24 protein-coding genes are annotated in these 22,943 nt (G+C 64.9%); 13 read left to right on the top strand and 11 right to left on the bottom strand.

Features of this window, described 5'->3' with window-relative positions; genetic code table 11:
* Positions 1-6: 6 nt before the first annotated feature.
* The 4 genes from NX784_RS07060 to fliE all read right to left on the bottom strand — a co-directional run bounded on the left by NX784_RS07060 (position 7) and on the right by fliE (position 3,538).
* The gene (locus NX784_RS07060) at positions 7-708 is read right to left on the bottom strand and encodes an ABC transporter ATP-binding protein (protein WP_258815952.1); all 702 of its coding nucleotides are present in this window, start codon (positions 706-708) and stop codon (positions 7-9) included.
* Positions 705-1,910 carry an efflux RND transporter periplasmic adaptor subunit gene (locus NX784_RS07055; RefSeq protein WP_258815951.1) on the bottom strand — a complete coding sequence of 402 codons (1,206 nt, stop codon included), beginning with the start codon at positions 1,908-1,910 and terminating at the stop codon, positions 705-707. The genes NX784_RS07060 and NX784_RS07055 overlap by 4 nt, the downstream gene beginning before the upstream one ends.
* Positions 1,911-1,914: 4 nt before the next feature.
* Positions 1,915-2,610 carry a YIP1 family protein gene (locus NX784_RS07050; RefSeq protein WP_258815950.1) on the bottom strand — a complete coding sequence of 232 codons (696 nt, stop codon included), beginning with the start codon at positions 2,608-2,610 and terminating at the stop codon, positions 1,915-1,917.
* 532 nt (positions 2,611-3,142) lie between these two features.
* Entirely contained in the window at positions 3,143-3,538 is a 396-nt protein-coding gene (gene fliE, locus NX784_RS07040) for a flagellar hook-basal body complex protein FliE (protein ID WP_258815949.1), read from the bottom strand.
* A 169-nt stretch (positions 3,539-3,707) separates the two neighbouring features.
* Here fliE and fliF point away from each other — a divergent pair, with 169 nt between their 5' ends.
* From fliF to fliR, 13 genes are all read left to right on the top strand, one after another.
* Positions 3,708-5,393 carry a flagellar basal-body MS-ring/collar protein FliF gene (gene fliF / locus NX784_RS07035; RefSeq protein WP_258815948.1) on the top strand — a complete coding sequence of 562 codons (1,686 nt, stop codon included), beginning with the start codon at positions 3,708-3,710 and terminating at the stop codon, positions 5,391-5,393.
* On the top strand, positions 5,393-6,397 hold the full coding sequence (gene fliG / locus NX784_RS07030; RefSeq protein ID WP_258815947.1) for a flagellar motor switch protein FliG: 1,005 nt from the start codon (positions 5,393-5,395) through the stop codon (positions 6,395-6,397). The genes fliF and fliG overlap by 1 nt, the downstream gene beginning before the upstream one ends.
* On the top strand, positions 6,397-7,122 hold the full coding sequence (gene fliH / locus NX784_RS07025; protein WP_258815946.1) for a flagellar assembly protein FliH: 726 nt from the start codon (positions 6,397-6,399) through the stop codon (positions 7,120-7,122). Before fliG ends, fliH begins: the two co-directional genes overlap by 1 nt.
* Positions 7,119-8,516 (top strand): flagellar protein export ATPase FliI, encoded by a 1,398-nt coding sequence (fliI, locus tag NX784_RS07020; protein ID WP_370662914.1) that lies wholly within the window; start codon positions 7,119-7,121, stop codon positions 8,514-8,516. The genes fliH and fliI overlap by 4 nt, the downstream gene beginning before the upstream one ends.
* 35 nt (positions 8,517-8,551) lie before the next feature.
* Positions 8,552-8,992 (top strand): flagellar export protein FliJ, encoded by a 441-nt coding sequence (fliJ, locus tag NX784_RS07015; RefSeq protein ID WP_258815945.1) that lies wholly within the window; start codon positions 8,552-8,554, stop codon positions 8,990-8,992.
* A 33-nt stretch (positions 8,993-9,025) separates the two neighbouring features.
* Entirely contained in the window at positions 9,026-10,321 is a 1,296-nt protein-coding gene (locus NX784_RS07010; RefSeq protein WP_258815944.1) for a flagellar hook-length control protein FliK, read from the top strand.
* Positions 10,322-10,470: 149 nt separating this feature from the next.
* The gene (gene fliL / locus NX784_RS07005; RefSeq protein ID WP_258815943.1) at positions 10,471-11,016 is read left to right on the top strand and encodes a flagellar basal body-associated protein FliL; all 546 of its coding nucleotides are present in this window, start codon (positions 10,471-10,473) and stop codon (positions 11,014-11,016) included.
* A 26-nt stretch (positions 11,017-11,042) separates the two neighbouring features.
* On the top strand, positions 11,043-12,026 hold the full coding sequence (gene fliM, locus NX784_RS07000) for a flagellar motor switch protein FliM (protein WP_258815942.1): 984 nt from the start codon (positions 11,043-11,045) through the stop codon (positions 12,024-12,026).
* Positions 12,027-12,083: 57 nt separating this feature from the next.
* The gene (gene fliN / locus NX784_RS06995; RefSeq protein WP_258815941.1) at positions 12,084-12,509 is read left to right on the top strand and encodes a flagellar motor switch protein FliN; all 426 of its coding nucleotides are present in this window, start codon (positions 12,084-12,086) and stop codon (positions 12,507-12,509) included.
* Complete coding sequence (gene fliO, locus NX784_RS06990; RefSeq protein WP_258815940.1) at positions 12,506-13,417, top strand: flagellar biosynthetic protein FliO; 912 nt, start codon at positions 12,506-12,508, stop codon at positions 13,415-13,417. The genes fliN and fliO overlap by 4 nt, the downstream gene beginning before the upstream one ends.
* The gene (fliP, locus tag NX784_RS06985; protein ID WP_258815939.1) at positions 13,417-14,160 is read left to right on the top strand and encodes a flagellar type III secretion system pore protein FliP; all 744 of its coding nucleotides are present in this window, start codon (positions 13,417-13,419) and stop codon (positions 14,158-14,160) included. Before fliO ends, fliP begins: the two co-directional genes overlap by 1 nt.
* A gap of 12 nt (positions 14,161-14,172) precedes the next feature.
* On the top strand, positions 14,173-14,442 hold the full coding sequence (gene fliQ, locus NX784_RS06980) for a flagellar biosynthesis protein FliQ (protein WP_258815938.1): 270 nt from the start codon (positions 14,173-14,175) through the stop codon (positions 14,440-14,442).
* Positions 14,443-14,452: 10 nt separating this feature from the next.
* Complete coding sequence (gene fliR / locus NX784_RS06975; RefSeq protein WP_258815937.1) at positions 14,453-15,274, top strand: flagellar biosynthetic protein FliR; 822 nt, start codon at positions 14,453-14,455, stop codon at positions 15,272-15,274.
* Between the two features lie 60 nt (positions 15,275-15,334).
* On the opposite strand, the gene flgL is transcribed toward fliR, so the two are convergent.
* The 7 genes from flgL to flgF all read right to left on the bottom strand — a co-directional run bounded on the left by flgL (position 15,335) and on the right by flgF (position 22,936).
* Positions 15,335-16,564: a flagellar hook-associated protein FlgL gene (flgL, locus tag NX784_RS06970; RefSeq protein ID WP_258815936.1), complete on the bottom strand. Its 1,230-nt coding sequence runs from the start codon at positions 16,562-16,564 to the stop codon at positions 15,335-15,337.
* Positions 16,565-16,603: 39 nt separating this feature from the next.
* Positions 16,604-18,553: a flagellar hook-associated protein FlgK gene (gene flgK, locus NX784_RS06965; RefSeq protein ID WP_258815935.1), complete on the bottom strand. Its 1,950-nt coding sequence runs from the start codon at positions 18,551-18,553 to the stop codon at positions 16,604-16,606.
* 76 nt (positions 18,554-18,629) lie between these two features.
* Positions 18,630-19,574, bottom strand: coding sequence for a flagellar assembly peptidoglycan hydrolase FlgJ (gene flgJ / locus NX784_RS06960; protein WP_258815934.1), 945 nt, complete (start codon positions 19,572-19,574; stop codon positions 18,630-18,632).
* Positions 19,575-19,595: 21 nt separating this feature from the next.
* Positions 19,596-20,702, bottom strand: a complete 1,107-nt coding sequence (locus NX784_RS06955; RefSeq protein ID WP_258815933.1) for a flagellar basal body P-ring protein FlgI — start codon at positions 20,700-20,702, stop codon at positions 19,596-19,598.
* Positions 20,703-20,707: 5 nt separating this feature from the next.
* Positions 20,708-21,355, bottom strand: coding sequence for a flagellar basal body L-ring protein FlgH (locus NX784_RS06950; protein WP_166858424.1), 648 nt, complete (start codon positions 21,353-21,355; stop codon positions 20,708-20,710).
* The gene (flgG, locus tag NX784_RS06945) at positions 21,352-22,134 is read right to left on the bottom strand and encodes a flagellar basal-body rod protein FlgG (protein WP_258815932.1); all 783 of its coding nucleotides are present in this window, start codon (positions 22,132-22,134) and stop codon (positions 21,352-21,354) included. The genes NX784_RS06950 and flgG overlap by 4 nt, the downstream gene beginning before the upstream one ends.
* A gap of 61 nt (positions 22,135-22,195) precedes the next feature.
* Positions 22,196-22,936, bottom strand: coding sequence for a flagellar basal-body rod protein FlgF (flgF, locus tag NX784_RS06940; protein ID WP_258815931.1), 741 nt, complete (start codon positions 22,934-22,936; stop codon positions 22,196-22,198).
* Positions 22,937-22,943 lie beyond the last annotated feature (7 nt).

Here is a 22,943-nt window from a genome sequence, read left to right as displayed (position 1 = left end):
ACACATTCATTCGGCCGCCCCAATTAAGTCCTTTGTCGCAACAACGTCGGACACGATGTGTCCATCACGGAGACGCACGATGCGCCCGCACTGCTCGGCGATCTCAGGCTCGTGGGTCACAAGGACTACCGTTTGCCCCTGCGCGTGGACGTCCAAGATCAGGTCCATGATTTCGCGGCTCGTAGCGGAATCGAGGTTGCCGGTCGGTTCGTCCGCAAGCAGTATCGACGGTTCGCCGACAAGGGCGCGCGCGATGGCTACGCGCTGGCGCTGGCCGCCTGACAGTTCATTCGGCCTGTGATGCATGCGATCACGCAGGCCAACTCGAGACAGTGCTGCAGCGGCCAGCGTCAGGCGTTCGCGCAACGGCACGCCACGATAGATGAGAGGTCGTGCCACGTTGTCGAGGGCGCTCTCGCGCGGAAGCAAATGAAAACTCTGGAAAACGAAGCCGATCTCGCGGTTGCGCACTCGCGCCAGGTCGTCGCCGGACATGGACCCCACGTCGATACCGTTCAACCGGTACTCGCCACCAGTCGGGCGGTCCAGACAGCCGACGATGTTCATCATGGTCGACTTGCCGGAACCGGATGTGCCGACGATGGCGACAAGTTCGTTGCGTTCGATGGAAAGGTCTACGCCCTCCAGCGCATACAACAACTGGCCTCCCATGCGGTACTGTTTGACGACGCTTCGCAGACAGATCACCGCCCCGCCTCCGCGACCCTGACGTCGGCCTTCTTCGGCGTCACGAGGTCGCCATCGTGCAGTTCCCGGAGCGCGCGCGCAGGACCAATGACGATCGTTTGGCCGACGGCCACGCCTCTGATGATTTCCTGGCTTGCGTCGTCCGCCTGGCCAAGCTCCACGGCCGTCTTCTTCGCCTTTCCCTGCTGCACGACGAACACGTAGTTCGCGCTCTTCGCGCGGTCTCGGCTGTCCGCTACCTCGTCGTTCAGCACCGCCTGGATCGGCACCGCCGGTAGGGCACTGCTGCTGCCGACGCCGATCTCGACGCGACAAGTCATGCCCGAGCGCAATGCCAGCTTGGAACCGGGCAGGCGCACTTTGACGACGTAGTTGCGGCTCTGTGAACCACCCGCCACCAACACTTTCGGCGCCATTGCGACACTGTCCACTTTGCCTTCGAGCGGCTGATCGGGGAACGCGGCCGGAAACACCTTCGCAAGTTGGCCTTCAGCAACGCGCGCTATGTCTGCCTCGTCCACGTTCACCTCGGCCATGATGGAGCTGACGTTGGCGATCGTCATCAGCGACGAGCCGGCGATGCCGGTCGCACTGGCGACCGCCGTCTCCCCGACCTTGATCGGCACTGCCGTCACCGTACCCTCGATCGGTGCCCTGACTTCAGTCTTGGCCAAGTGCTCGTGTGCCTGCGCCAGCTGTGCGCTGGCTTGTTCCAGCGTCTCGCGACTGGCGCGCAGCTCGACGCGCGCCAGGTCGACCTGGTGAACGGCATCGTCGTACCTTGAAACGTCGATGTACTTGTCCTTGTATAACCGGGCAGTCCGCTCCAAGTTGCGCTCCTGGCTCGCCAGGTTGATCTGCGCGCGCTCGATGGCGATCCCGGCGTTGCGCCGCGCGGCCTCCTGTTGCGCCACCTCGGCCAAGTAGGACGTGGGATCAAGGCGCAGTAGCACCTGTCCGCGCATCACAGGGGCGCCCTCTTTGACAAGGACGGCCGCGACCTTGCCGATCACCTCGGCCGAGAGCAGGACCTCCTGTCGGAAAACCAGGTTACCTGTGGCCAGGATGGAGGGACGAATGACCAGCTTCTGCACGCTGGCGATGTCGGCTTCACGACTCGGCTTCCGCGCCCCGAACTTGACCGCCACAGGAATAGCCAGGAACGCCGCTACGGCAGCCACAGAAATAATTTTGAGACGCATACGCTTACCCGACGAAGGCGATCTTCGCTGCCCACAAGCCGTATACGATTGCCCAAGGAATCAGCGCAGCCGTCGCGCATGCGCCGGTCGAGCGCCCGGTCCAAACCCTCAGGCCAATCACCGACAACGCCACGGTCCAGATGGCGGGCAGGTCAATGCTGTACAAAAGGCCCGCCCAAGGACTCGACTGCGGCAGGTGAAACACGAGATAGTTCAGAGAGACCATACTCAGGTCTTCCATCGTCACCCTGCCGTGCGAAGTGAGGATCTGCAGCGCCGATAGCGGCAGCGCGAGCAAACGCGGAACACTGACCCAAGCCGCGAAGCCGAACCATTTGCCGAAGCCAATCGGCGCTCCCATCACCTTACCGGCCAGAAAGTAGTACAGTGCCGAAGCCGCGAACACAAGCGGCGTGCCGAGTACGGTGGTAAGGCCCGTGCTCCACATTAGGAATGTGGGCGTGAGACTGTGCTCCATTGCTGCGCGTATCTCGGGCTTCGCGTCCGTATGGCCGATCATGATCTGTTCGCGCAGCCAGACGAAGTCCGTGCTGTTGACCCACCACATCGCAACGGCCAAGCTTGACAGGATCAGCAACAGCAGGGGTAACCACCCGTGGGTTCGTCCCTTAATCCGGGCAAACGTGGGTGTCGGCTCCAGGATGACGTTGCCGATATCGAAAAGTGGTTGCGCTGCCATTGCGTTCTCGTTGATGTTAAGCATCATATGATCGTATATGAAATCGATATCATGAATACTCACCCTTTGTCACATGGCGGTACTTATTTTGGACACATTTGGGAAGACTGACTTGTATGGCGGACACCGTGGCCGGTGCTGGGGACAGCGCCGCTGCCGTATTGCCCGAGGGTGACGCGCGTGGGCGCCCACCAATGGCTTTGTCCTGGGGGAAGTCGAGGCTCAGCCGAATGAAACGAACTGATCCATCACAGCGACAGAGGTTCGCAATACGTGTCGATAACGTACAGTGAGCCCCTTCCAGACGTCGGCATGGAGCCGTCTGTGGGGAGCAAAGGGGATCGGTAGATAACGCCTTGGCAGCGTGAATTTGCGTGCAAAGACCCGAATCAGGCTATGGCAGCCGTATGGCGTTGATTACACATTGGAAGAGTACACAATGTGCGAAAAGTTCCGTGGTACGAACATCATGTAAGCAAGTACATTCTTATTAATCAATGACTTGAAGCACTTATATACATCAAGTTCCGTTTTACACTTGCATGTTCATGATGTCGTGATACGCGGACACGAGCTTGTTGCGCACCTGCACGGTGGCCTGGAAGTTGATGCTGGCCTTTTGCATCGCGATCATCGTGTCGGACAGGCTCACGGAATCGTCGCCGGCGGCAAATTTCTTGCCCATATCGTCCGCCTGATTCTGGGCGTTGCTGACGTTTTGCAACGCCCCCTTCAGCGCATCGGAGAAGCTGACCTTCGACGATGACTCGGCCGCATCCGGGCCCGCCGGCTTGCCGATACCGCCGATGCCGAGGCCGCCGCCCAGCGCATCCGCGGCCGACGCCGGCCCGGCCGGCTTCTGCGCCGCCGCCTTCAGCTGCGCCATCATCGCCTCGATCCGGCTGGTGTCGATGCCGCCGATATTCATGTCCGTTCTCCCAGGTGCTCGCAAACAATTCGATTCAGGCTGTCAGAATATCAGCGCCCTCACAACTGTTGCCCTCGAGCAGCGGCGTAAATAGGGTCTTATTCCGGGGTTTGGATGTTGCCGTACGGCTCCATAATGGCGTTCATAAACCCATTCCCTCCCCCCAACCATGGCAACCACAGCGGAAGAACTCCTCGACAGCGACATCGCAACCTCGGCCGAAGAAAAGCCGAAGTTCTGGCAGACGACGATCGGCAAACGCGTCGTCATCGGCGGCGCCATCGCCGGCGTGGTGGCCATCGTGGCCGCCCTGTGGCTGTGGACGTCGGCCCCGGAGTACAAGGTGCTGTTCTCCAACTACACGGACAAGGATGGCGGCGCCATCACCGCGTCGCTCGACCAGATGGGGGTCAAGTACAAGTTTTCCGATAGCGGCAGCGCGATCCTCGTGCCGGCCGACCGCATTCACGACCTGCGCCTGAAGCTGGCGTCGCAAGGCCTGCCGCGCGCCGGCAACGTGGGCTTCGAACTGCTCGAGAACCAGAAGCTGGGCACGTCGCAATTCGTCGAGCAGGTCAACTACCAGCGCTCGCTGGAAGGCGAACTCGCGAATTCGATCCAGTCGCTGGCCGCCGTCGCGTCGGCGCGCGTGCACCTGGCACTGCCGAAGCCGTCCGTGTTCGTGCGCGAGCAACAGAAACCGACGGCGTCCGTGCTGCTGAACCTGCAGCCGGGCCGCACGCTGGACCAGGCGCAAGTCAGCGCCATCGTGCACCTCGTCGCGTCGTCGATCCCGGAACTGCCGCCGTCGAACGTGACCGTCGTCGACCAAAACGGCACCCTGCTGTCGGATAGCACGAACAAGAACGGCAAGCAGCTCGACCCGAACCAGCTGAAATACGTCGAGGCGCTGCAGCAGAACATCGTCAAGCAGGTCGAATCGATCATCGCCCCGCTCGTCGGCCCGAACAATGTCCGCGCCGAAGCGACGGCCGACGTCGACTTCGCCCAGACCGATACCGCGGCCGAGTTGTACAAACCGAACTCGCCGCCGGAACCGCAAGCGATCCGCAGCCAGCAGACGTCCGAGCAGACCGGCCCCGGCAGCACGAACCCGTCCGGCATCCCGGGCGCCCTGTCGAACCAGCCGCCGGGCGTGGCCACGGCGCCGATCGACGGTGCCGCTCAGCCGCAGGCCCAGGGCACGACGACGGGCCCGAGCCGCAAGGATTCCACGACCAATTACGAAGTCGACAAGACCGTCCGTTTCGAACAGAAGCCGATGGGCGGCATCAAGCGCCTGACGGTGGGTGTCGTCGTGAACTACCGCCGCACCATCGACCCGAAGACGGGCAAGGTCGTCATCAAGCCTTTGAGCGCCGCCGAAGTCGCGCAGATCAACGAACTGGTCAAGCAGGCAATGGGCTACAGCCAGGCGCGTGGCGACACGCTGAACGTGACGAACGCCCCGTTCGACGGCGTCGACAAGCCGGACGAGAAGGCGCCTGACTGGTGGAAGGATCCGGCCAACCTGCCGCTGTTGAAGGACATCGCACGCTACGTGTTCATCGCCCTCGTGCTCGCGTTCCTGTGGTTCCGTTTCGTGCGGCCGCTGCTGAAGCCCGCGATCAAGAAATTCGACGAAGCCGTGGCGATCCCGCCCGAGCCGGAACCGGAAGTGCCGGAACCGGAACCGGAGCCGGACCCGGACGAGGAAGCCCGCATCATGCGTGAAGCGGAAGAACACCAGAAGGTCCAGGTGTACAAGAGCAACCTGGAAATGGCAAAAGACATGGCGAAGAATGATCCGCGCATCGTGGCCAACGTGATCAAGGAATGGCTGGGGACTGAGTAATGAGCGACAAGGACAAAGACAGCACGACCAAGGCAGCCATCCTGATGCTGGCGCTGGGCGAGGCCGAGGCGGCCGAAGTGATGCGGTTCCTCGGCCCGCGCGAGGTCCTGAAACTGGGCGCCGCGATGGCGCAGATGAAGGCCGTGCAGCATGACGAAGTCCTCACCGTGCTGGGCGAATTCCGCGAGCGCGTCGACCTGCAATCGACCGTCGGCCTCGATTCCGACGAGTACATCCGCCAAGTGCTGACGAAGGCCCTCGGCGACGACAAGGCGGCCGTGCTGCTGAACCGCATCCTGGGCGGCAAGGACGCCTCCGGTATCGAGAGCCTGAAGTGGATGGACTCGCCCTCGGTCGCGGAACTGATCCGCAACGAGCACCCGCAGATCATCGCCACGATCCTCGTGCACCTCGAGCGCGACCAGGCCTGCGAAATCCTCGCGCACTTCACGGACCGCCTGCGCAACGACGTCGTGCTGCGTATCGCCACGCTGGACGGCGTGCAGCCGGCCGCGCTGCGCGAACTGAACGACGTGCTGACCAAGCTGTTGTCCGGCAACGAGAACATCAAGAAGTCGTCGCTGGGCGGCGTGCGCACGGCGGCCGAGATCTTGAACTTCATGAGCGGCGAGCAGGAAAGCTCCGTCATGGAAAACATCAAGAACTACGACAACGACATGGCGCAGAAGATCATGGACGAGATGTTCGTGTTCGACAACATCATCGACATCGACGACCGCGGCATCCAGTTGCTGTTGCGCGAAGTGCAGTCGGAAATGCTGATCATCGCGCTGAAAGGCGCGTCGCAGGACTTGCGCGATAAAATCTTCAAAAACATGTCGCAGCGTGCGGCGGAAATGATGCGCGAAGACCTGGAGTCGAAGGGTCCCGTGCGCCTGTCGGAAGTGGAAACCCAGCAGAAGCAGATCCTGCAGATCGTACGGCGCCTCGCCGACGAAGGCCAGATCGTGCTGGGCGGCAAAGGTGAGGACTCGTTCGTCTGATGGCCATCTCGAAAGAATTCCAGACCGCGTACCAACGTTGGGAAATGACGTCGTTCGGCGACGAGCGACCCAGCGTCCGGGCCCAGCGCGAAGCCGAAGCGGCCGCTGCCGCCGCGGCCGCGCGCGCGTACGAACCGCCGCCGCCCCAGGAACCGCTCGTGCAACTGCCCACCGCGGAAGAGCTCGAGGCGATCCGCGCGGCCGCGCGCGAGGAAGGCTACGCCGAGGGCCTCGATGCGGGTCAGGCGCAAGGCCACGCGGCCGGCTACGCGGAAGGACTGGCGCTCGGCCGTGCCGAGGCGGCCGAGGAACTCGAACACGTGCGCCAGCTGGCGGCGACGTTCGGCGACGCCGTCACGGCGGCCGACGACACCATCTCGAACGACGTGCTGGAACTCGCGCTGCACCTGGCGCGCGGCATGGTGCGCACCGCATTCGAAGTCAAGCCCGACCTGATCATCCCCGTCGTGCGCGAAGCCGTCGACTACCTGCCGAACCTGCAACAGCCGGCCCTGCTGATGCTGCACCCGGAAGACGCGCTGATCGTGCAGAGCACCATCGGCCACGAGCTGGACAAGGGCGGCTGGCGCATCGTCGAGGACGAGAGCATCGCCCGCGGCGGCTGCCGCGTGGACACGGCCAGCAATCAGATCGACGCGCAGATCGCGTCGCGCTGGCAGCGCCTCACGCACGCGCTGGGCAAGAACATCGAGTGGCTCGAATGAAGGGCACCGACGCGCATACCGCCCGCTGGCGGTCCTACCTGAAGGACTGCGGCAACGTGCTCGATTTCGTCGAGCCGATGCAGGTGTCGGGGCGCGTCACGCGCGTCGCGGGCCTCGTGATGGAGTGCGTCGGATTGAAACTTGCCGTCGGCAGCGCGTGCACGATTCCCGTCGCGTCCGGCGCCCGCATCGAAGCGGAAGTCGTCGGCTTCGAAGGCGACAAGCTGTTCCTGATGCCGCAGTCGGACGTCGAAGGCGTCGTGCCCGGCTCGCGCGTGTTCCCCGTCGAAGCGAGCGTGCCGAAGCCCGGTACCGTGCCGCATCCGCGTCGCCGGCCGATGGACCGTGCGCGCCACCTGCCCGTCGGCTGGGGCCTGCTGGGCCGCGTCGTCGATGGCGCCGGCCGCCCGCTGGACGGCAAGGGTCCCGTCGTCACGGACAATATGGGCCCGCTCAACGCACGCCCCATCAACCCGCTCGACCGCGCGCCGATCTCGGAAACGCTGGACGTCGGCGTACGCGCCATCAACTCGATGCTGACGGTGGGCCGCGGCCAGCGTCTCGGCCTGTTCGCCGGCACGGGTGTCGGTAAATCGGTGCTGCTCGGGATGATCGCGCGCTACACGACGGCCGACGTGATCGTCGTCGGCCTGATCGGCGAACGGGGCCGCGAGGTGAAGGAATTCATCGAGCAGATCCTCGGCGAGGAAGGCCTGGCGCGTTCGGCCGTCGTGGCCGCGCCGGCCGACTCGCCGCCGCTGATGCGCCTGCAGGGCGCCGCCTACGCCACGGCCATCGCCGAGCATTTCCGCGACGAGGGCAAGAACGTCCTCCTGATCATGGATTCGCTCACGCGCTACGCGATGGCCCAGCGCGAGATTGCGCTGGCCATCGGCGAACCGCCGGCGACGAAAGGCTATCCGCCGTCCGTGTTCGCCAAGCTGCCCGTGCTCGTCGAACGCGCGGGCAATGGCCAGATGGGCGGCGGCTCGATCACGGCGTTTTATACCGTGCTGTCGGAAGGCGACGACCAGCAAGACCCGATCGCCGACGCGGCGCGCGGTATCCTGGACGGCCACATCGTGCTGAACCGTAAACTGGCCGAGGCGGGCCACTACCCCGCCATCGACATCGAACAATCGATCTCGCGCGCGATGCACGGCATCACGTCGCGCGAGCACCAGCAAGCCGCGCGCACGCTGAAGCAGCTGTATTCGCGCTACGAGCGCTCGCGCGACCTGATCAGCGTCGGTGCGTATGCGCCGGGCACGGACCCTGTGCTCGACAAAGCGATCGCGCTGCACGAGCGGATCGAGGCATTCCTGTGCCAGGAAATCTATGACAATGTCGGCATGCTGCAGAGCTTGGGGGAATTGACCTCGCTGTTCGGCTGATTGGTTCCCAAGGGCATCGGTATACTTGACGTACCATGGCCAACGCATCCGCACTCGAGACCCTGATCGACCTCGCCCAGCGCGAGTCCGACGCCTGCGCGAAACGCCTCGGCGTCGCGCTGAAGGCCGTCGACGACGGTGAACAGAAGCTGCAGATGCTGCTGGGCTACCGCGACGATTACGCGAACCGGCTCGACGCGGCGCAGGTGGCAGGCATCACGCCGTTCGCGTACCAGAATTTCGTTGCCTTCCTGGCCAAGCTGGAACAGGCGATCGACGGCCAGCGTGAAGTGCTGAAGCATGCGCGCGCGAAGGCCGACATGGAAAAGAAGGCATGGCAGGAAAGCGAGCGCAAGCGCCTGTCGTACCGCACCTTGAACGAGCGCGCGGCCGCGGAAGCGCTGGCGCTGGAAAGCAAGCGCGACCAGAAGATGATGGACGACCACGCAGCACGGACGGCGCGCTACAAGCGCTGACGGCAGCCCCACCCAACCGAAGCGACAAACGATATGACCACGACTTCCCCACTCCAGCTCAACACGGCCGGCGGCATCACGCCCCGCTCGAGCAACCCGGTCAACGGCAGCAACGGCAACGGCGGCAGCCAGTTCAGCGCCATGCTGTCCGGCGAGCTGGAACGCAGCAGCACCGCGTTCGCGCTCGCATCGATGACGGCGCCGGCACCCGCGCCCGCACCAGCCCCGGCCCAGAACGCCGCCAAGCCGGCCGAGGCCGACAAGCCCGCCGAACACGACGCCGCGCCGCAGCCGGCCGCCAAGCCGGCAGAGAGCAAGGCCGAGTCCACCGACGCGAAGGACACGACGGCCGACAAGGCCGACGACAAGAAGGACGACGATGGCGCCGCGAAAACGGGCGACCCGGCCAGCGCCATGCTCGCGCTGATGGCCAGCCTGCACAAGCCCGTCGCGGACGCGGGCAAGACGACGTCGGGCCAGGCCTTCGACGCGCTCGCCGGCAAGGGCAAGCGCACGGATGCGGGCCAGCTGGCCGCGCTGCAGGCCGCGATGAAGTCGGTATCGAAAGAAGCGGGTACGGACGAAGGCGACGGCAAGACCTTCTCGGCCGCGTCGATCAAGAACCCGGCCCTCGCAGCTGCCGGCGCCGACCTCGGCGCGGACAAGGCATCGGCCACGGCCGACCTGCGCGCCGCGCTGGGCAACGCCAAGGCCGACGCGAAGCCGCAGGTGGACGCCACCGACTTCAGCCTGCAGCAGGCACGCGACGCGGCCCTGCTCGCGCAGAAAGAACAGACCCCGGTCGCCGTTGCGGCCGCCCAGCTGCAGCCGGCCGTGCTGGAAGCGGCGCAAGCTGCTGCTGCCGGCGAGGAGCTGACGGCCCACGTGGGTACGGATGCGTGGAACGACCAGGTCGGCCAGAAGGTCGTCTACATGCTGGGCGCGGAAGACCAGACGGCGTCGCTCACGTTGAACCCGCCGGACCTCGGTCCGCTGCAGGTCGTGCTGTCCGTGTCGAACGGCCAGGCCGACGTGACGTTCTCGTCGAACCAGCTGGAAGTGCGCCAGGCGCTGGAAAACGCCCTGCCCCGCCTCCAGGAAATGATGGGCGAGAGCGGCATCGCGCTGGGCAACGCCACCGTCAATGCGGGCATGTCGAACGGCGGCCAGGCGCAGCAGGAACAGGCGGCTGCATCGAGCGGCTTCGGGCGCGGCGGCCACAACGGCCGCGGCAACGAGGCGGGCGTGGTGACGGGCGAAACCACCGTGCGGCCGGCCACGCGCGCGGCGGCCATCGGCGACCGCGGCATGGTCGACACATTTGCATGACGCACCACCGGCATACAGCATCGACAACAAATCCGTCAAGAAACAACGAGATACCTCGGGTTCCTCCTTCTTTTCGACCGTTGCCGCTGCTCACTTTTTCCCGATAATGACATAATGACGGGACGATCCAACAGCGGAACCGAAGACTCTTGAAAGCGAATCCAAAAATCAAAGCCGATCCGAAAGCGGATGCGGCACCTGCGGCGGCCAGCGGCAAAGGCAAGCTGTTCATCATGATCGGCGCGGCCGTGCTCGTGCTGGCACTGGGCGCCGGCGCCGGCTGGTACTTCATGCACAAAGGCGGCGACGACAGCGCGGCGGCCGAGCCGGCCAAGAAAGAACACGCCAGCGACAAAAAAGCCAAGAAGAAGAGCGAGGCCAAACCCGAGTACATCGCGGTCGAGCCGTTCACCGTGAACCTGCAGCCGGAGCACGGCGACCAGTACCTGCAGGTCGCGTTCACGCTGCAGGTGAACAGCCCGGAACAGGTCGAGCTCATCAAGGCCAACATGGCGAAGGTGCGCAGCCGCGTGCTGCTGCTGTTGTCGGGCAAGAAGGCGTCCGAGATCAGTACCGTGGAAGGCAAGCAGCAACTGGCCGGCGAGATTCTGGCGGCGGTCAACGCGCCGTTTGAAGAGCACGGGGACGAACAGGAAGTGGCCGATGTCCTGTTCACGTCATTCATCATTCAGTAAAGCAGAAGTCATTACGGTAGAGCAGCATGGCCGATAATTTTCTCTCACAGGAAGAAGTCGATGCCCTCTTAAAAGGGGTCAACGGCGATCAGGACGACATTGCGACGCCTGAAGACACCTCGGGAGTCCGCACGTACAACCTGGCAACGCAGGAGCGGATCGTCCGCGGCCGCATGCCGACGCTCGAGATCATCAACGAGCGTTTCGCCAGGTATCTGCGGGTCGGCCTGTTCAACTTCCTGCGCCGTTCCGCCGAGGTATCGGTGGGGTCCGTGCGCGTGTCGAAGTACAGCGAGTTCATCCGTAACCTCGTCGTGCCGACGAACCTGAACCTGATCCACATGAAGCCGCTGCGCGGCACGGCGCTGATGGTGTTCGACCCGGGCCTCGTGTTCCTGCTCGTCGACAACCTGTTCGGTGGCGACGGCCGCTTCCACACGCGCGTGGAAGGCCGCGACTTCACGCAGACCGAGCAGCGCATCATCATGCGCATCCTCGACATCGTGTTCGAGGCGTACGCCAAGTCGTGGGAACCTGTGTATCCGGTCGAATTCGAGTACATCCGCTCGGAGATGAACACGCAGTTCGCCAACATCGCCACCCCGAACGAAGTCGTGGTATCGTGCACTTTCACAGTCGAACTGGGTTCGGTGTCGGGCCAGATCCACTTCTGCATGCCCTATTCGATGATCGAGCCGATCCGCGACACGATGACGTCGAGCCTCCAGGGCGAAGCGCTGGAAGTCGACAAGCGCTGGATCCGCCTGCTGACGCAGCAGATCCAGGTGGCGGAAGTGGAACTGGTGGCCGTGCTGGGTCACGGCAAGGCGAATTTCGACGAAATCCTGAACATGAAGGTCGGCGACGTGATCCCGATCTCGGTCCCGGAAACCCTGCAGGCCACCGTCGACGGCGTGCCCGTGATGGACTGCACCTATGGCGTGTATAACGGACAATACGCGCTCAAGGTCGAGAAACTGCTGGCCAACAGCGAAACCTTCAACAAGTGACACTACATATGAAGCGCCGGCGGTCCGACCACGGCACAGGCAACACAGGAGAGAATCATGTCTGACACTCAAGACGACCAAGGCAGCCTCGACGACGATTGGGGTGCCGCGATTGCCGAGCAGGCCGCCGCGGAAGCCGCTGCGCTGGCCAACCAGCAGCAGACGGCCTCGGCCGCAGTGTTCAAGGATTTCTCGAACAAGGGCCCCCGTCCGGAAACGCCGAACGACATCGACTTCATCCTCGACATCCCCGTCCAGCTGACGGTGGAACTGGGCCGCACGAAGATCGCCATCAAGAACCTGCTGCAACTTGCGCAGGGTTCCGTGGTCGAACTGGATGGCCTGGCCGGTGAACCGATGGACGTGCTCGTCAACGGTTGCCTGATCGCCCAAGGCGAGGTCGTGGTCGTGAACGACAAGTTCGGTATCCGCCTCACCGACATCATCACCCCGTCGGAGCGCATCCGCAAACTCAACAAATGACGGCCCGCCTGCTGACCATCCTGACCCTGGCCCTGCCGCTGACGGCCTGCGCGGCCCAGCCGGGGTCCGGACAGGCGCCGGCGGTGGCTCCGGCTGCCGCGACGGCAGCGGGACAGAATGTGCGCGCAGCCGAGCCGGCTGCGCCGGTACCGGCCGCCGTGCAGGCCGACAGCGCGCGGCAAGATACCGTGCAGCACCACGCCGAAGCAGGCGTCAAGGAGGTCGGCAACGGCGTGACCGCGCCGACCGCATCCAGCACGCGACGGGCTGTCGTCCCGGCGACATCGGCGCGCGGCAACTCTGCAGCCGGCACGTCGGCAAGTGGCACGTCCGCTACCGGCACGTCCGCTACCGGCACGTCTGCCAGCGGCGCCGCCGCACCATCCACCTCCGTCAGCGGTAATTCCGCAACCGAAACGCCCGCGACCGGCGCCGCAACCGCACCGGCCGATACGGCGACACCGGCTGCCCCCGACGTCGCCGCACCCCGTCCGACCGCGCCCGCCGCAACGGTCCCGACCGTCACGATGCCGTCCGGCTCGTCCACGGGCAGTCTGTTGCAGACGCTGTTCGCACTGATCCTCGTGCTCGCGGTGCTGGGCGCCCTCGCCTGGTTCCTGAAGCGCTACGGTCCCAAGGTCGGCGGCGGCAACGCGAACGTGCGTGTCGTCGGTTCGCTGAACCTGGGCGGACGCGAGCGCATCGTCGTCGTCGAAGTGGGCAATGAATGGATCGTGGTCGGTGCATCACCCGGCCGCATCAACGCGCTGGCGACAATGCCGCGCCAGGGCGGGCAGAATGGCGACAATGCCAGTGCGAACGCGACCTTGGCACGGCCAGCAAATGTGGCCCCGGCCGCGCACAGCTTCGCCGACTGGCTCAAACAAACGATCGACAAACGCAAGTGATGCTGAATAAACGACTTCTGCTGGCGACGGGCCTTGCAGCCCTGCCGCTGGCGGCTGCGGTAGCGGCGCCCGCGATTCCCGCTTTCACGACGAGCGCTGCGCCCGGCGGCGGCACCGCGTATTCGCTGCCGGTGCAAACGCTGCTCCTGATGACGGCGCTGACCTTCATCCCGGCCGCCCTCCTGATGATGACGAGTTTTACGCGCATCATCATCGTGCTCTCCTTGCTGCGCCAGGCGCTCGGCACACAGACGGCACCGCCGAACCAGGTGATGGTCGGCCTCGCGCTGTTCCTCACCTTGTTCGTGATGGGCCCCACGTTCGACCGCATCTACACGGAAGCGTACGTGCCGCTGCAGGAAAACCGCATCCAGATGGGCGAAGCGATGGACAAGGCCGCCGCGCCGCTGAAGGGCTTCATGCTGAAGCAGACGCGCCAGTCCGACCTCGCGCTGTTCGTCAAGATCTCGCGCACGCCCGCGCTGCAAGGCCCGGAAGACGTGCCGCTGCGCGTGCTGATTCCCGCCTTCATCACGAGCGAGCTGAAGACGGCATTCCAGATCGGCTTTGCCATCTTCATCCCGTTCCTCATCATCGACATGGTCGTTGCATCCGTGCTGATGTCGATGGGTATGATGATGATGTCGCCGGCCGTGATCTCGCTGCCGTTCAAACTGATGCTGTTCGTGCTCGTCGACGGCTGGCAGCTGCTGCTGGGCTCGCTGTCCCAGAGCTTTTACTAGAAAGGGCGAACGATGACTCCGGAAAGCGTCCTCGCGATGGGCCGCACGGCCATGGAAGTCACGCTGATGGTATCGGCGCCGCTGTTGCTCGTCGCGCTCGTCATCGGCCTCGTCGTCAGCATCTTCCAGGCCGCCACGCAGATCCAGGAACAGACCCTGTCGTTCATCCCCAAGCTGGTCGGCGTCTTCGTCGCCCTCGTGCTCGCGGGGCCGTGGATGCTCTCGGTCATGACGGACTACATGCGCAACGTGTTCAGCGGCATTCCGCAGATGATCGGTTGACGCCGGCACGATGATCTCGTTCACCACGACCCAGCTGTATGCGTGGATCGGCGGCCTGTTGTGGCCGCTGACGCGCATCCTCGGGCTGGTCGCGGTGGCACCCGTGTTCGGCAACACGGCCGTGCCCATCCTCATCAAGACGACGCTCGGTGTGCTGCTGGCCGCGATCGTCGCCCCGACACTCCCCGCCGTGCCGGCCGTCGATCCCACGTCGTGGGCGGGCATCCTCATCGTCGCGCAGGAACTCCTGATCGGCGTGTCGATGGGCTTCGCGATGCGCCTCGTGTTCGCCGCCATCGAATTCGCCGGCGAAGTCGCCAGCACGACGATGGGCTTTTCCTTCGCGACGTTCTTCGATCCCACCTCGGCCGGACGCTCGTCGGCCATCAGCCAGTTCCTCGCCCTCGTCGCGACGATGGCCTTCCTCGCCATGAACGCCCACCTCGTGCTGATCGAGGCGCTGGTGGAAAGCTTCTTCACGCTGCCCATCTCCGCGTCGCCGATGTCGGTGACGGCGCCGCTGGAAATGGTGCGCTGGGGCAGCCGCGTGTTCTCGGCCGGGATGCAGATCGCGATGCCGATTGTGGCCGCCATGCTCATCACCAACGTCGCGCTGGCGATCCTGACGCGCGCGGCGCCGCAGCTGAACCTGTTCGGCATCGGCTTCCCGATCACGCTGGGCGCCGGCTTTCTCGTCATCAGCCTGACGATTCCCTATCTCGGCACGCCGTTGCAGACTCTGTTCAACCAGGGTATCGAGGCGGGGCGCAAGATCCCGCGCGTGGGCGGTCAGCGGCAGGGGCAGCCACCGCCAGCCACAACGTCGCGATAGATCAAATTGTGTTGAACGCGTGGATGGCAAAGCCGTCCACGCGTCCAACCGGCGCCGGAATCAGGAGATGTAGTTGAAGAGGGACAGCCCCGACATCGTCTTGAACGACACCTGCGCCGCCTGCAGCGTCTGCTGCTGCTGGGTGAACAGCGAAATCGCCTTCACCATGTCCAGGTCCTGCAAGCCGCTCAGCGTGGTCTGGTACTGGAGATTCAGGTCCTCGCCCGAGCTGTCCAGGTAGTCCACTTCCTTCAGGCGCGCGCCCACGGACGCCTGCACGGTGAGCACGTTGTCCAGCGAATTCTTCATGTTCTGGCTGGCCATGCTCAGGCTGTTGGCCAGCGCGGCCTTGCCGGTCGAGCCGTCGGCCGGGCCGCGCAGCGTCTTGATCAGGTCCGTGACCGTCGTGAACACCGATTGCTTCTGGCTGGGCTGGACGCTGAAACTGTCGCCGTTGGCCGGATCGCCCTTGACGTCGAGCGCGATCCCGTCGAACGAGATCGATGCGCCCGCCGTGTACGGCTGGTTGCTCAGCACGGCGCTGGCCGGCGTCGTCGAATTGTCCGTCACGGTGTACGTGGTCGCGGCGGGCGAACCCGTCACGCTGAACGCGATCGAATAATCGTGCCCCGTCAGCTTCGTGCGGTCCGCCACGGCGCCAGGCGAGATGATGCCCGAGCCGGTATTGGCGGCCGCCGGCTGCGCGACGAACGTACCGTTGCCGGTGGCGTTCGCTTCGAAGACGGCGCTGCCGCTCTCGCTGATGGGCATCTTGCGCGCCGAGCCCACCTGCAAGACGCGCTGGCCCTGGTCGCCCTGGTAGGCGGCGCCCGTCGGCGTTTGCGTAAACGGCTGCGTGGTCGCCTGGTAGCCGGAGAACAGATACGTGCCGGAACCGTCGGTCGTGTTCGCGAGGCCGATCAGGTCGGTCAGGCGCCCTTCCAGCTCGGTGGCCAGCGCTTCGCGGTCGCTCTGCGAATAGCCGCCGTTGCCGGCCGTGACGATCAGCGACTGGATATCCTGGATCTGGCCCGTGACTTCCTGCAGCGTCTTGTCGACCATCGACAGCGACGCTTTCGCGTTCGCGCGGTTGGTGCCGAACTGCGTGTTCATCGACTGCGACTGCGTCAGTTCCAGCGCCTTCGCCGAAGCGATGGGGTCGTCGGCCGCCGACAGCATGCGCTTGTTCGTCGACAGCTGCATCTGCGTCTTGGCCATCTGGCCCTGCAGCGTGTTGATCTGCGAGGTGCCGGCCTGGAAAATCGCGTTGGTGCTGATACGTAGTGTCATGGCGTCGTTCCGCGTGCGCTGGTTATCCGGTTACCGGTCTCAGTGGCCGATCTGCAGCAAGGCGTTGAAGATCGTGTCGGCGATCTGCATCACCTTCCCCGACGCCTGGTAGGCCTGCTGGTACTTCAGCAGGTTGGCCGCCTCCTCGTCCAGGTTCACGCCCGAGACGTTGTTGGCGGCGGCCTGCGCCTGCGTCAGCTGCGAAGTGGCAGCCTCGGCATTGGCCTGCACTTCGCGCGTCTTGTTGCCGATCGTGCTGACGAGCGTGGCGTATGCCGACTGGTACGTCGCCTTGCCGCCGTCGAGGATGTTCTTCGACTGCAGGTCGGCCATCAGGCTCGCGTTGCGGGTATCGCCCAGGCCCGCGTTCGGCGCAATCTTGAACGTGTCGCCATTGCCCGGCGCGCCGTTCAGCATGAAGCTCATCCCGCCCACCGTGTAGCTGGCGCCGTCCTGGAACGGCACGCTCGCGCCGGCCGGGTACGACGTCGTCGTGCCGTTCACCGTCATGCTGACGGGCTGGCCGGCCGGGAAGCCGGACAGCGTGGCCGTCGCCGTGCTGTACGTCAGCGTGACAGGACCGGCCAGCGGCGCGCCGAGATAGGTCTGGTCGATCGAGCCCGCGCTGATCTTGCCCGAACCGCTGTTGGTCAGCGGGACGCTCGTCGCGATCGGCGCGGCCGCGGCGATCTGCGCGCCGTCCGTCAGCGCCAGCTTGAAGTTCGAGGCGCCGGCCTGCGTGGGACGCACGAGGAAGTTGTCGCCCGCATCGGCCGCGCCCGTGACCGAAAACGCGAGGCCGTCGATGACCTGCGCCTGGGCCTGCGGGAACGGCGAGATCACCGTCTTCTTGTTGTCCGCCAGGCGATACACGTTGTAGTTCGTACCGTCGAAATCGACCTTGTAGTCGCTCGTCGTGAGTTTCGTCGCGTCGACGACGCTGGCCGTGATGGCCGTCGTGCTCGTCTGGTTGTTGTTGACGTTCTTCGTCACCTGGGCCGACGCGATCGTGAAGATGTCGCCGCCCGGCTTGCCGTTGCCGTCCAGGCCCAGGTGGTTCTGGTCGTTCATCGACGTGGCCACCGCGATCGCGACGCGGCCCAGCGAGTTCTGCGCCAGATCCAGCGACTGCGTGCGGAATTGCAACGCGGCGCCGAGTTCGCCGCCCGTCAGCGAGCTCTCGGCCAGCGGCGTGATCTTGCCCTGCAGGACGTAGCCAACCGTGGTGCGCGTCTGGTCCGTCGGCGAATTCGTCGCCGCCAGCTGGAACGCGCTCCGGCCGACGACGAGCGGCTGGCCGTTGCCGATCGAGACGGTCAGGCTGTTGTTATCGCCCGGCACGACGGTGGCCTTGACCTGCTTGTTCAAGTCCATGATCAGCTGGTCGCGCTTGTCCAGCAATTCGTTCGGCGGGTTCAGGCCCGACGGGTCCGTCAGCTTGCCGATCTGGTCGTTCAGCTGGGCGATCTGATTGGCGTAGGTATTGATCGTCGTGACGCTGGCCGTGATCTGCGTGTTGACGCCCTTGCGGATCTCGTCCAGGCGGCCGTTCATGCTCTGGAAGCGGGCGGCCAAGGTGTCGGCCGACGTCATGAACGAACCGCGCGACGACACGCCCGCGCCGTCGCCCGTCAGGTTCTGCACGGACGCGAAGAAATCCTGCAGCGCCGGCGACAGGCCGGACGTCGTGTCGGCCAGCAGGTTGTCGACCTGCTGGACTTGCGCCTGGTACGCGTCGAGCCCGCTGCTCGATGCCTGGGCCGTGCGCACCTGCGCGTTCAGGAAGTCGTCCGAATAGCGCTTGACCTGCGCGATCTGCGTGCCCGTGCCGATATAGCCGTTGGTGCCTCCCATCGGCGTCGACGCGGCCTGCACCACCACCTCGCGGCTGTAGCCCGCGACGTTGGCGTTGGAGATGTTGTTGCCGGTCGTCGCCAGGGCTGCCTGGGCGGCGTACAAACCGGTTTTGCCGATGCTGAGGAGTGACATGATGGTTTTCTTTCTGCTACGTCATTGACGGCAAGTTTCGCCAAAACTTTAGTTGCTATCCGTTCAATAACTCCGCTCAGGCCAGCGAGTGCTTGATGATGCGCGACAGCTTGGCCGCGTACTGCGGGTCCGTCGCGTAGCCGGCGCGCTGCAGGCCGTGCGCGAACGCGGTCGCGTCGCCGCCGTGCGCCAGCACTTTTTCGTAGCGCGGGTTGTTGCTCAACATCTTCGCGTAATCCTTGAACGCGGCGGCATACGAATCGTAGGCGCGGAATTTTTCCACGCGCGCATGCGGCTTGCCGTTGATGTATTCCGTCGTGACGGCCGTCGCCACCTTGCCCTTCCAGCCCGGGCCGGCCTTGATGCCGAACAGGTTGTTGCTGGAGCTGCCGTCCGCATTGCGGATCACGCGGCGGCCCCAGCCCGTTTCCAGCGCGGCCTGGCCCATCATGAATTTCGCGGGCACGCCCGTCGCGTGTTCCGCTTCCTCGGCGGCGTCGGCCAGCTTTTCCTGGAATGCGCGCACGTGGGCAGGCTTGTTCGCGTTGTCCGTGCCGCGGGCGCTGCCCGTGATGCCGGCCGCGCCGGCGGCGGGCGCGCCGTCCGTCGGCAGCGTGTCCGGATCGTTCTGCAGGCGCTGCGCGGCGCCGGACTGCTGGTCGCCGCCGATGCCCAGCGCCTGCTCGTTCATCTTCTGCATCACCTGCTGGCCCTGCTGCTGCGCGGTGAGCTGGCGCACGAGCACGTCCGCGAGGCCGATGCCGCGCTTCGCGAGCTTCTGGCTCATCTGCTGGTCCAGCATGCCGGTGAACGTCTTGGACTCCTGGCTGTCCATCATGCCGTCCTGCGGCGTCGCGTCGCGCATGCTCTTCATCATCATGTTGATGAACATGGATTCGAACTGCGTCGCCGCACCCTTCATCGCTTCGGGCGAGCCGGCCTTCGCCGACTGTTTCAAGTCGCCGAGGCTGTTGGTGTCGAGCGCGAATTTGCTGGACAGGTCAGACGTGGAACCGAGCATGATGGCCTCGCGGGTTATCGGTTAGATGATCTCGAGCTCGGCGCGCAGCGAACCGGCCGCCTTCAACGCCTGCAGGATTGCGAGCAGGTCTTGCGGCGTGGCGCCGATCGCGTTCATCGCCTTGACGACTTCCGCCAGCGACGCGCCGCCGTTCAGCATGATGACCTTGCCGGCATCCTTCTTGACGGACACCTGCGGATTCTTCGTGACGACGGTGCTGCCCAGCGAACCGGCGTTCGGCTGGCTGACCTGCGTGTCGGCGCCGATGCTGACCGACAGGTTGCCGTGCGAGATCGCGCACGGTTCCAAGGTGACGGCGCGGTTCATGACGATGGAACCCGTGCGCGCGTTCAGGATGATCTTGGCGGCCGCATCGGCCGGCTTGACGTCGATGCCTTCGAGGATGCCGAGGAAGCTGACGCGCTGGTCGCTCGACGACGGCACGCGCACGCGGATCACGCGGCCGTCCAGCGCCGTCGCGATGCCCGGGCCGAACTTGTCGTTGATGGCTTCCACGACGCGGCTCGCGGTGGCGAAGTCCGTCGTGTTCAATTCCAGCTTGACCTGATTGTCGGCGCCGAGGTTCGACGCGACGGCGCGCTCGACCGTGGCACCGGCCGAGATGCGGCCGACGGACAACTGGTTCACCTGCACCTGCGCACCGCCGCCCGCTGCGCCGGCACCGCCGACGAGCACGTTGCCCTGCGCCATGGCATAGACCTGGCCGTCGGCGCCCTGCAGCGGCGTCATCAGGAGGGTGCCGCCGCGCAGGCTCTTCGCGTTACCCATCGACGAGACGGTCACGTCGATCGTCTGGCCCGGCTGGGCGAACGCGGGCAGCGTGCTCGTCACCATGACCGCGGCCACGTTCTTCAGCTGCAGCTGGGTGCCGGCCGGCAGGCTGACGCCCTTCTGCTGCAGCATCGCCATGATCGACTGCACGGTGAACGGCGTCTGCGTCGTCTGGTCGCCCGTGCCGTCGAGGCCGACGACGAGGCCGTAGCCGGACAACTGGTTCTGGCGGACGCCGCCGATGCTGGCGAGGTCTTTCAGACGCTCGGCGTGGGCGGTCGTGGCCATCAGGGGACCGAGCAGTGCGGCGCAGAGGGCGATGGTTTTCAGGTTCATGATGATCAGAACGGCAGCAAGGACTGGAAGAAACGCGACATCATCGACGTCATCTCGGCGCGGTCGATCTGGCTGTTGGTGCGGTATTCGACGCGAGCGTCCGCGACGAGCGTGGACTGCACGATATTGCCGGGCTGGATGGAATCCGGATTCACCATGCCCGAGAAGCGGATGAACTCGACGCCCTTGTCCATGGCGACCTGCTTCTCGCCCACGACGATCAGGTTACCGTTCGTCAGCACTTCCGACACCGTCACGCCGATCGTGCCCGTGAACGCGTTCGACGCGGTCTGCGTGTCGCCGTCGGCGTACTTGGTGCCGCTGCTCGTCGCGAGGTTCGCGCCCAGGCGGCCCTGCAGCGGACCCGGCACGCCGAGGTTGACGCTGCCCGACTTGTTGCCCGTGCTGGCGCCGCTCTTGTTCGCGGCCGTCTTTTCGACGATGTTGATCGTCAGGATGTCGCCGATGTGGCGCGCGCGGCGGTCCTCGAACATGGGACGGAACGTGTTCGCGTTGTAGATGGCGCCTTCCGTCGGGGTGCCGGCATCGGCCAGCATCGGGCGCGCGGAGGTCGGCCCCTTGACGATCGACGTCGGGGTGGCTGCGCAGCCGGCCAGCGCCAGCGCGCACACGAGGAAGCTAAGCGTTTTCATAACTGGGAAATCTTCTGCAGCATCTGGTCGGAGGTGGTGATGGCCTTGCTGTTGATCTCGTACGCGCGCTGCGTCTGGATCATGTTGACCATCTCTTCGACGACGTTCACGTTCGACGTCTCGACGAAGCCCTGCATCAGCACGCCGGTGCCGTTCGTGCCCGGGGTGCTCGCCTGGGCGGTGCCCGACGCGCCCGTCTCGGCGTACAGGTTCTCGCCCAGCGATTCCAGGCCGGCCGGGTTGACGAAATTCGACAGCTGGAGCGAGCCGATCTGCGTCGGCGCCACGGTGCCCGGCGTCGTGACGGACACGGTGCCGTCGCGGCCCACGGTCAGGGTCAGCGCGTTGCTGGGCACGGTGATCGGAGGCTGCACGACGTAGCCGCTCGACGTGACGAGCTGGCCGTTGTTATCGGTCTGCAGGGAGCCATCGCGGGTGTACGCGGTCGTACCGTCCGGCATCAGGACCTGGAAGAAGCCCGAGCCGTTGATCATCACGTCCTTCGAGTTGCCGGTCTGCTGGGGATTGCCCTGCGTGTGGATGCGCTCGGTCGCGACGGTGCGCACACCGGTACCGATCTGCAGGCCGGACGGCAGCTGCGTCTGTTGCGAGGATTGCGCGCCGGGCTGGCGCACGTTTTGATACAACAAGTCCTCGAACACGGCACGCGACTTCTTGAAGCCGTTCGTGCTCACGTTGGCGAGGTTGTTGGTGATGACGTCGAGGTTGGTCTGCTGCGCTTCGAGACCGGTCTTGGCGATAAACAGCGAACGGATCATGGTGTTCTCCTAATGGCAGCAGAAACCTGCTACCCACCATGAAATTATGTCCCAGGAGAAATCAACTCAAAGCGAGGATCTGCGTCGCTTTCGCCGCGTTATTCTCGGCGTTCTTCAACAGGCTCATTTGCGTCTCGAGAGAACGTGCCAAAGAGATCATGTTGACCATCGAATCGACGGCGGAGACGTTGCTGCCTTCCAGCGCGCCGCTCGCCACCGTCACGGCCGGGTCGGCCTGTGCGGGGCTGCCGTCCTGCTGGCGGAAGAAGCCGTCGTCACCGCGGACGAGCTGTTTTTCGTCCGGATTGACGAGCTTGAGGCGGCCGACGACGGTCGACGTGGCCGGCACGGTGTCCGTCGTCATCGACGTGATGGAACCGTCCTTGCCGACGGAGACCGTCGTGTTCGGCGGAATGGCGATCGGGCCGTTCTCGCCCATCACGGCCTGGCCGTTGGCAGTCTGCAACATGCCGTTCGGGCTGATCTGCAATGAACCATTGCGCGTATAGGCTTCGGTACCGTCCTGCATCTGCACGGCGAGCCAGCCTCGGCCCTTGATGGCCACGTCGAGATCGCGCCCCGTCACCTGCAGCGGCCCGGCCGTGAAGTCCGCGCCGACCGTGTTGTCGACGACGAACGCCCGCGTCGGCAAGCCTTCGCTGACGACGGGCACGGCGCGGAACGTGTCCAGCTGCGCGCGGAAGCCCGTCGTGCTGAGGTTGGCCAGGTTGTTCGACGTCGTGGCCTGCTGCTCGAGGATGTGCTTGGCGCCGGAGGCGGCCGTGTAGATCAGGCGGTCCATCAGTCTT

The sequence above is a fragment of the Massilia pinisoli genome, from assembly GCF_024753285.1.
In the GTDB taxonomy this organism is placed as follows: domain Bacteria; phylum Pseudomonadota; class Gammaproteobacteria; order Burkholderiales; family Burkholderiaceae_D; genus Telluria; species Telluria pinisoli.
The sequence above is the reverse complement of the archived record's forward strand: the minus strand, read 5'-3'. Positions and strand labels throughout refer to the sequence as shown.

Excerpts from the sequence above, each read along its gene's own strand:
- NX784_RS06950 (WP_166858424.1), bottom strand. The coding sequence starts at position 21,355 with ATGAAAACGCTTAGCTTCCTCGTGTGCGCGCTGGCGCTGGCCGGCTGC.
- NX784_RS07055 (WP_258815951.1), bottom strand. The coding sequence starts at position 1,910 with ATGCGTCTCAAAATTATTTCTGTGGCTGCCGTAGCGGCGTTCCTGGCT.
- flgK (WP_258815935.1), bottom strand. The coding sequence starts at position 18,553 with ATGTCACTCCTCAGCATCGGCAAAACCGGTTTGTACGCCGCCCAGGCA.
- fliO (WP_258815940.1), top strand. The coding sequence starts at position 12,506 with ATGACGGCCCGCCTGCTGACCATCCTGACCCTGGCCCTGCCGCTGACG.
- fliR (WP_258815937.1), top strand. The coding sequence starts at position 14,453 with ATGATCTCGTTCACCACGACCCAGCTGTATGCGTGGATCGGCGGCCTG.
- NX784_RS07050 (WP_258815950.1), bottom strand. The coding sequence starts at position 2,610 with ATGGCAGCGCAACCACTTTTCGATATCGGCAACGTCATCCTGGAGCCG.
- fliG (WP_258815947.1), top strand. The coding sequence starts at position 5,393 with ATGAGCGACAAGGACAAAGACAGCACGACCAAGGCAGCCATCCTGATG.
- NX784_RS07010 (WP_258815944.1), top strand. The coding sequence starts at position 9,026 with ATGACCACGACTTCCCCACTCCAGCTCAACACGGCCGGCGGCATCACG.
- fliJ (WP_258815945.1), top strand. The coding sequence starts at position 8,552 with ATGGCCAACGCATCCGCACTCGAGACCCTGATCGACCTCGCCCAGCGC.
- fliF (WP_258815948.1), top strand. The coding sequence starts at position 3,708 with ATGGCAACCACAGCGGAAGAACTCCTCGACAGCGACATCGCAACCTCG.
- fliM (WP_258815942.1), top strand. The coding sequence starts at position 11,043 with ATGGCCGATAATTTTCTCTCACAGGAAGAAGTCGATGCCCTCTTAAAA.
- fliP (WP_258815939.1), top strand. The coding sequence starts at position 13,417 with ATGCTGAATAAACGACTTCTGCTGGCGACGGGCCTTGCAGCCCTGCCG.
- flgG (WP_258815932.1), bottom strand. The coding sequence starts at position 22,134 with ATGATCCGTTCGCTGTTTATCGCCAAGACCGGTCTCGAAGCGCAGCAG.
- fliQ (WP_258815938.1), top strand. The coding sequence starts at position 14,173 with ATGACTCCGGAAAGCGTCCTCGCGATGGGCCGCACGGCCATGGAAGTC.
- flgJ (WP_258815934.1), bottom strand. The coding sequence starts at position 19,574 with ATGCTCGGTTCCACGTCTGACCTGTCCAGCAAATTCGCGCTCGACACC.
- fliN (WP_258815941.1), top strand. The coding sequence starts at position 12,084 with ATGTCTGACACTCAAGACGACCAAGGCAGCCTCGACGACGATTGGGGT.
- fliI (WP_370662914.1), top strand. The coding sequence starts at position 7,119 with ATGAAGGGCACCGACGCGCATACCGCCCGCTGGCGGTCCTACCTGAAG.
- fliH (WP_258815946.1), top strand. The coding sequence starts at position 6,397 with ATGGCCATCTCGAAAGAATTCCAGACCGCGTACCAACGTTGGGAAATG.
- fliE (WP_258815949.1), bottom strand. The coding sequence starts at position 3,538 with ATGAATATCGGCGGCATCGACACCAGCCGGATCGAGGCGATGATGGCG.
- flgL (WP_258815936.1), bottom strand. The coding sequence starts at position 16,564 with ATGACACTACGTATCAGCACCAACGCGATTTTCCAGGCCGGCACCTCG.
- flgF (WP_258815931.1), bottom strand. The coding sequence starts at position 22,936 with ATGGACCGCCTGATCTACACGGCCGCCTCCGGCGCCAAGCACATCCTC.
- NX784_RS06955 (WP_258815933.1), bottom strand. The coding sequence starts at position 20,702 with ATGAACCTGAAAACCATCGCCCTCTGCGCCGCACTGCTCGGTCCCCTG.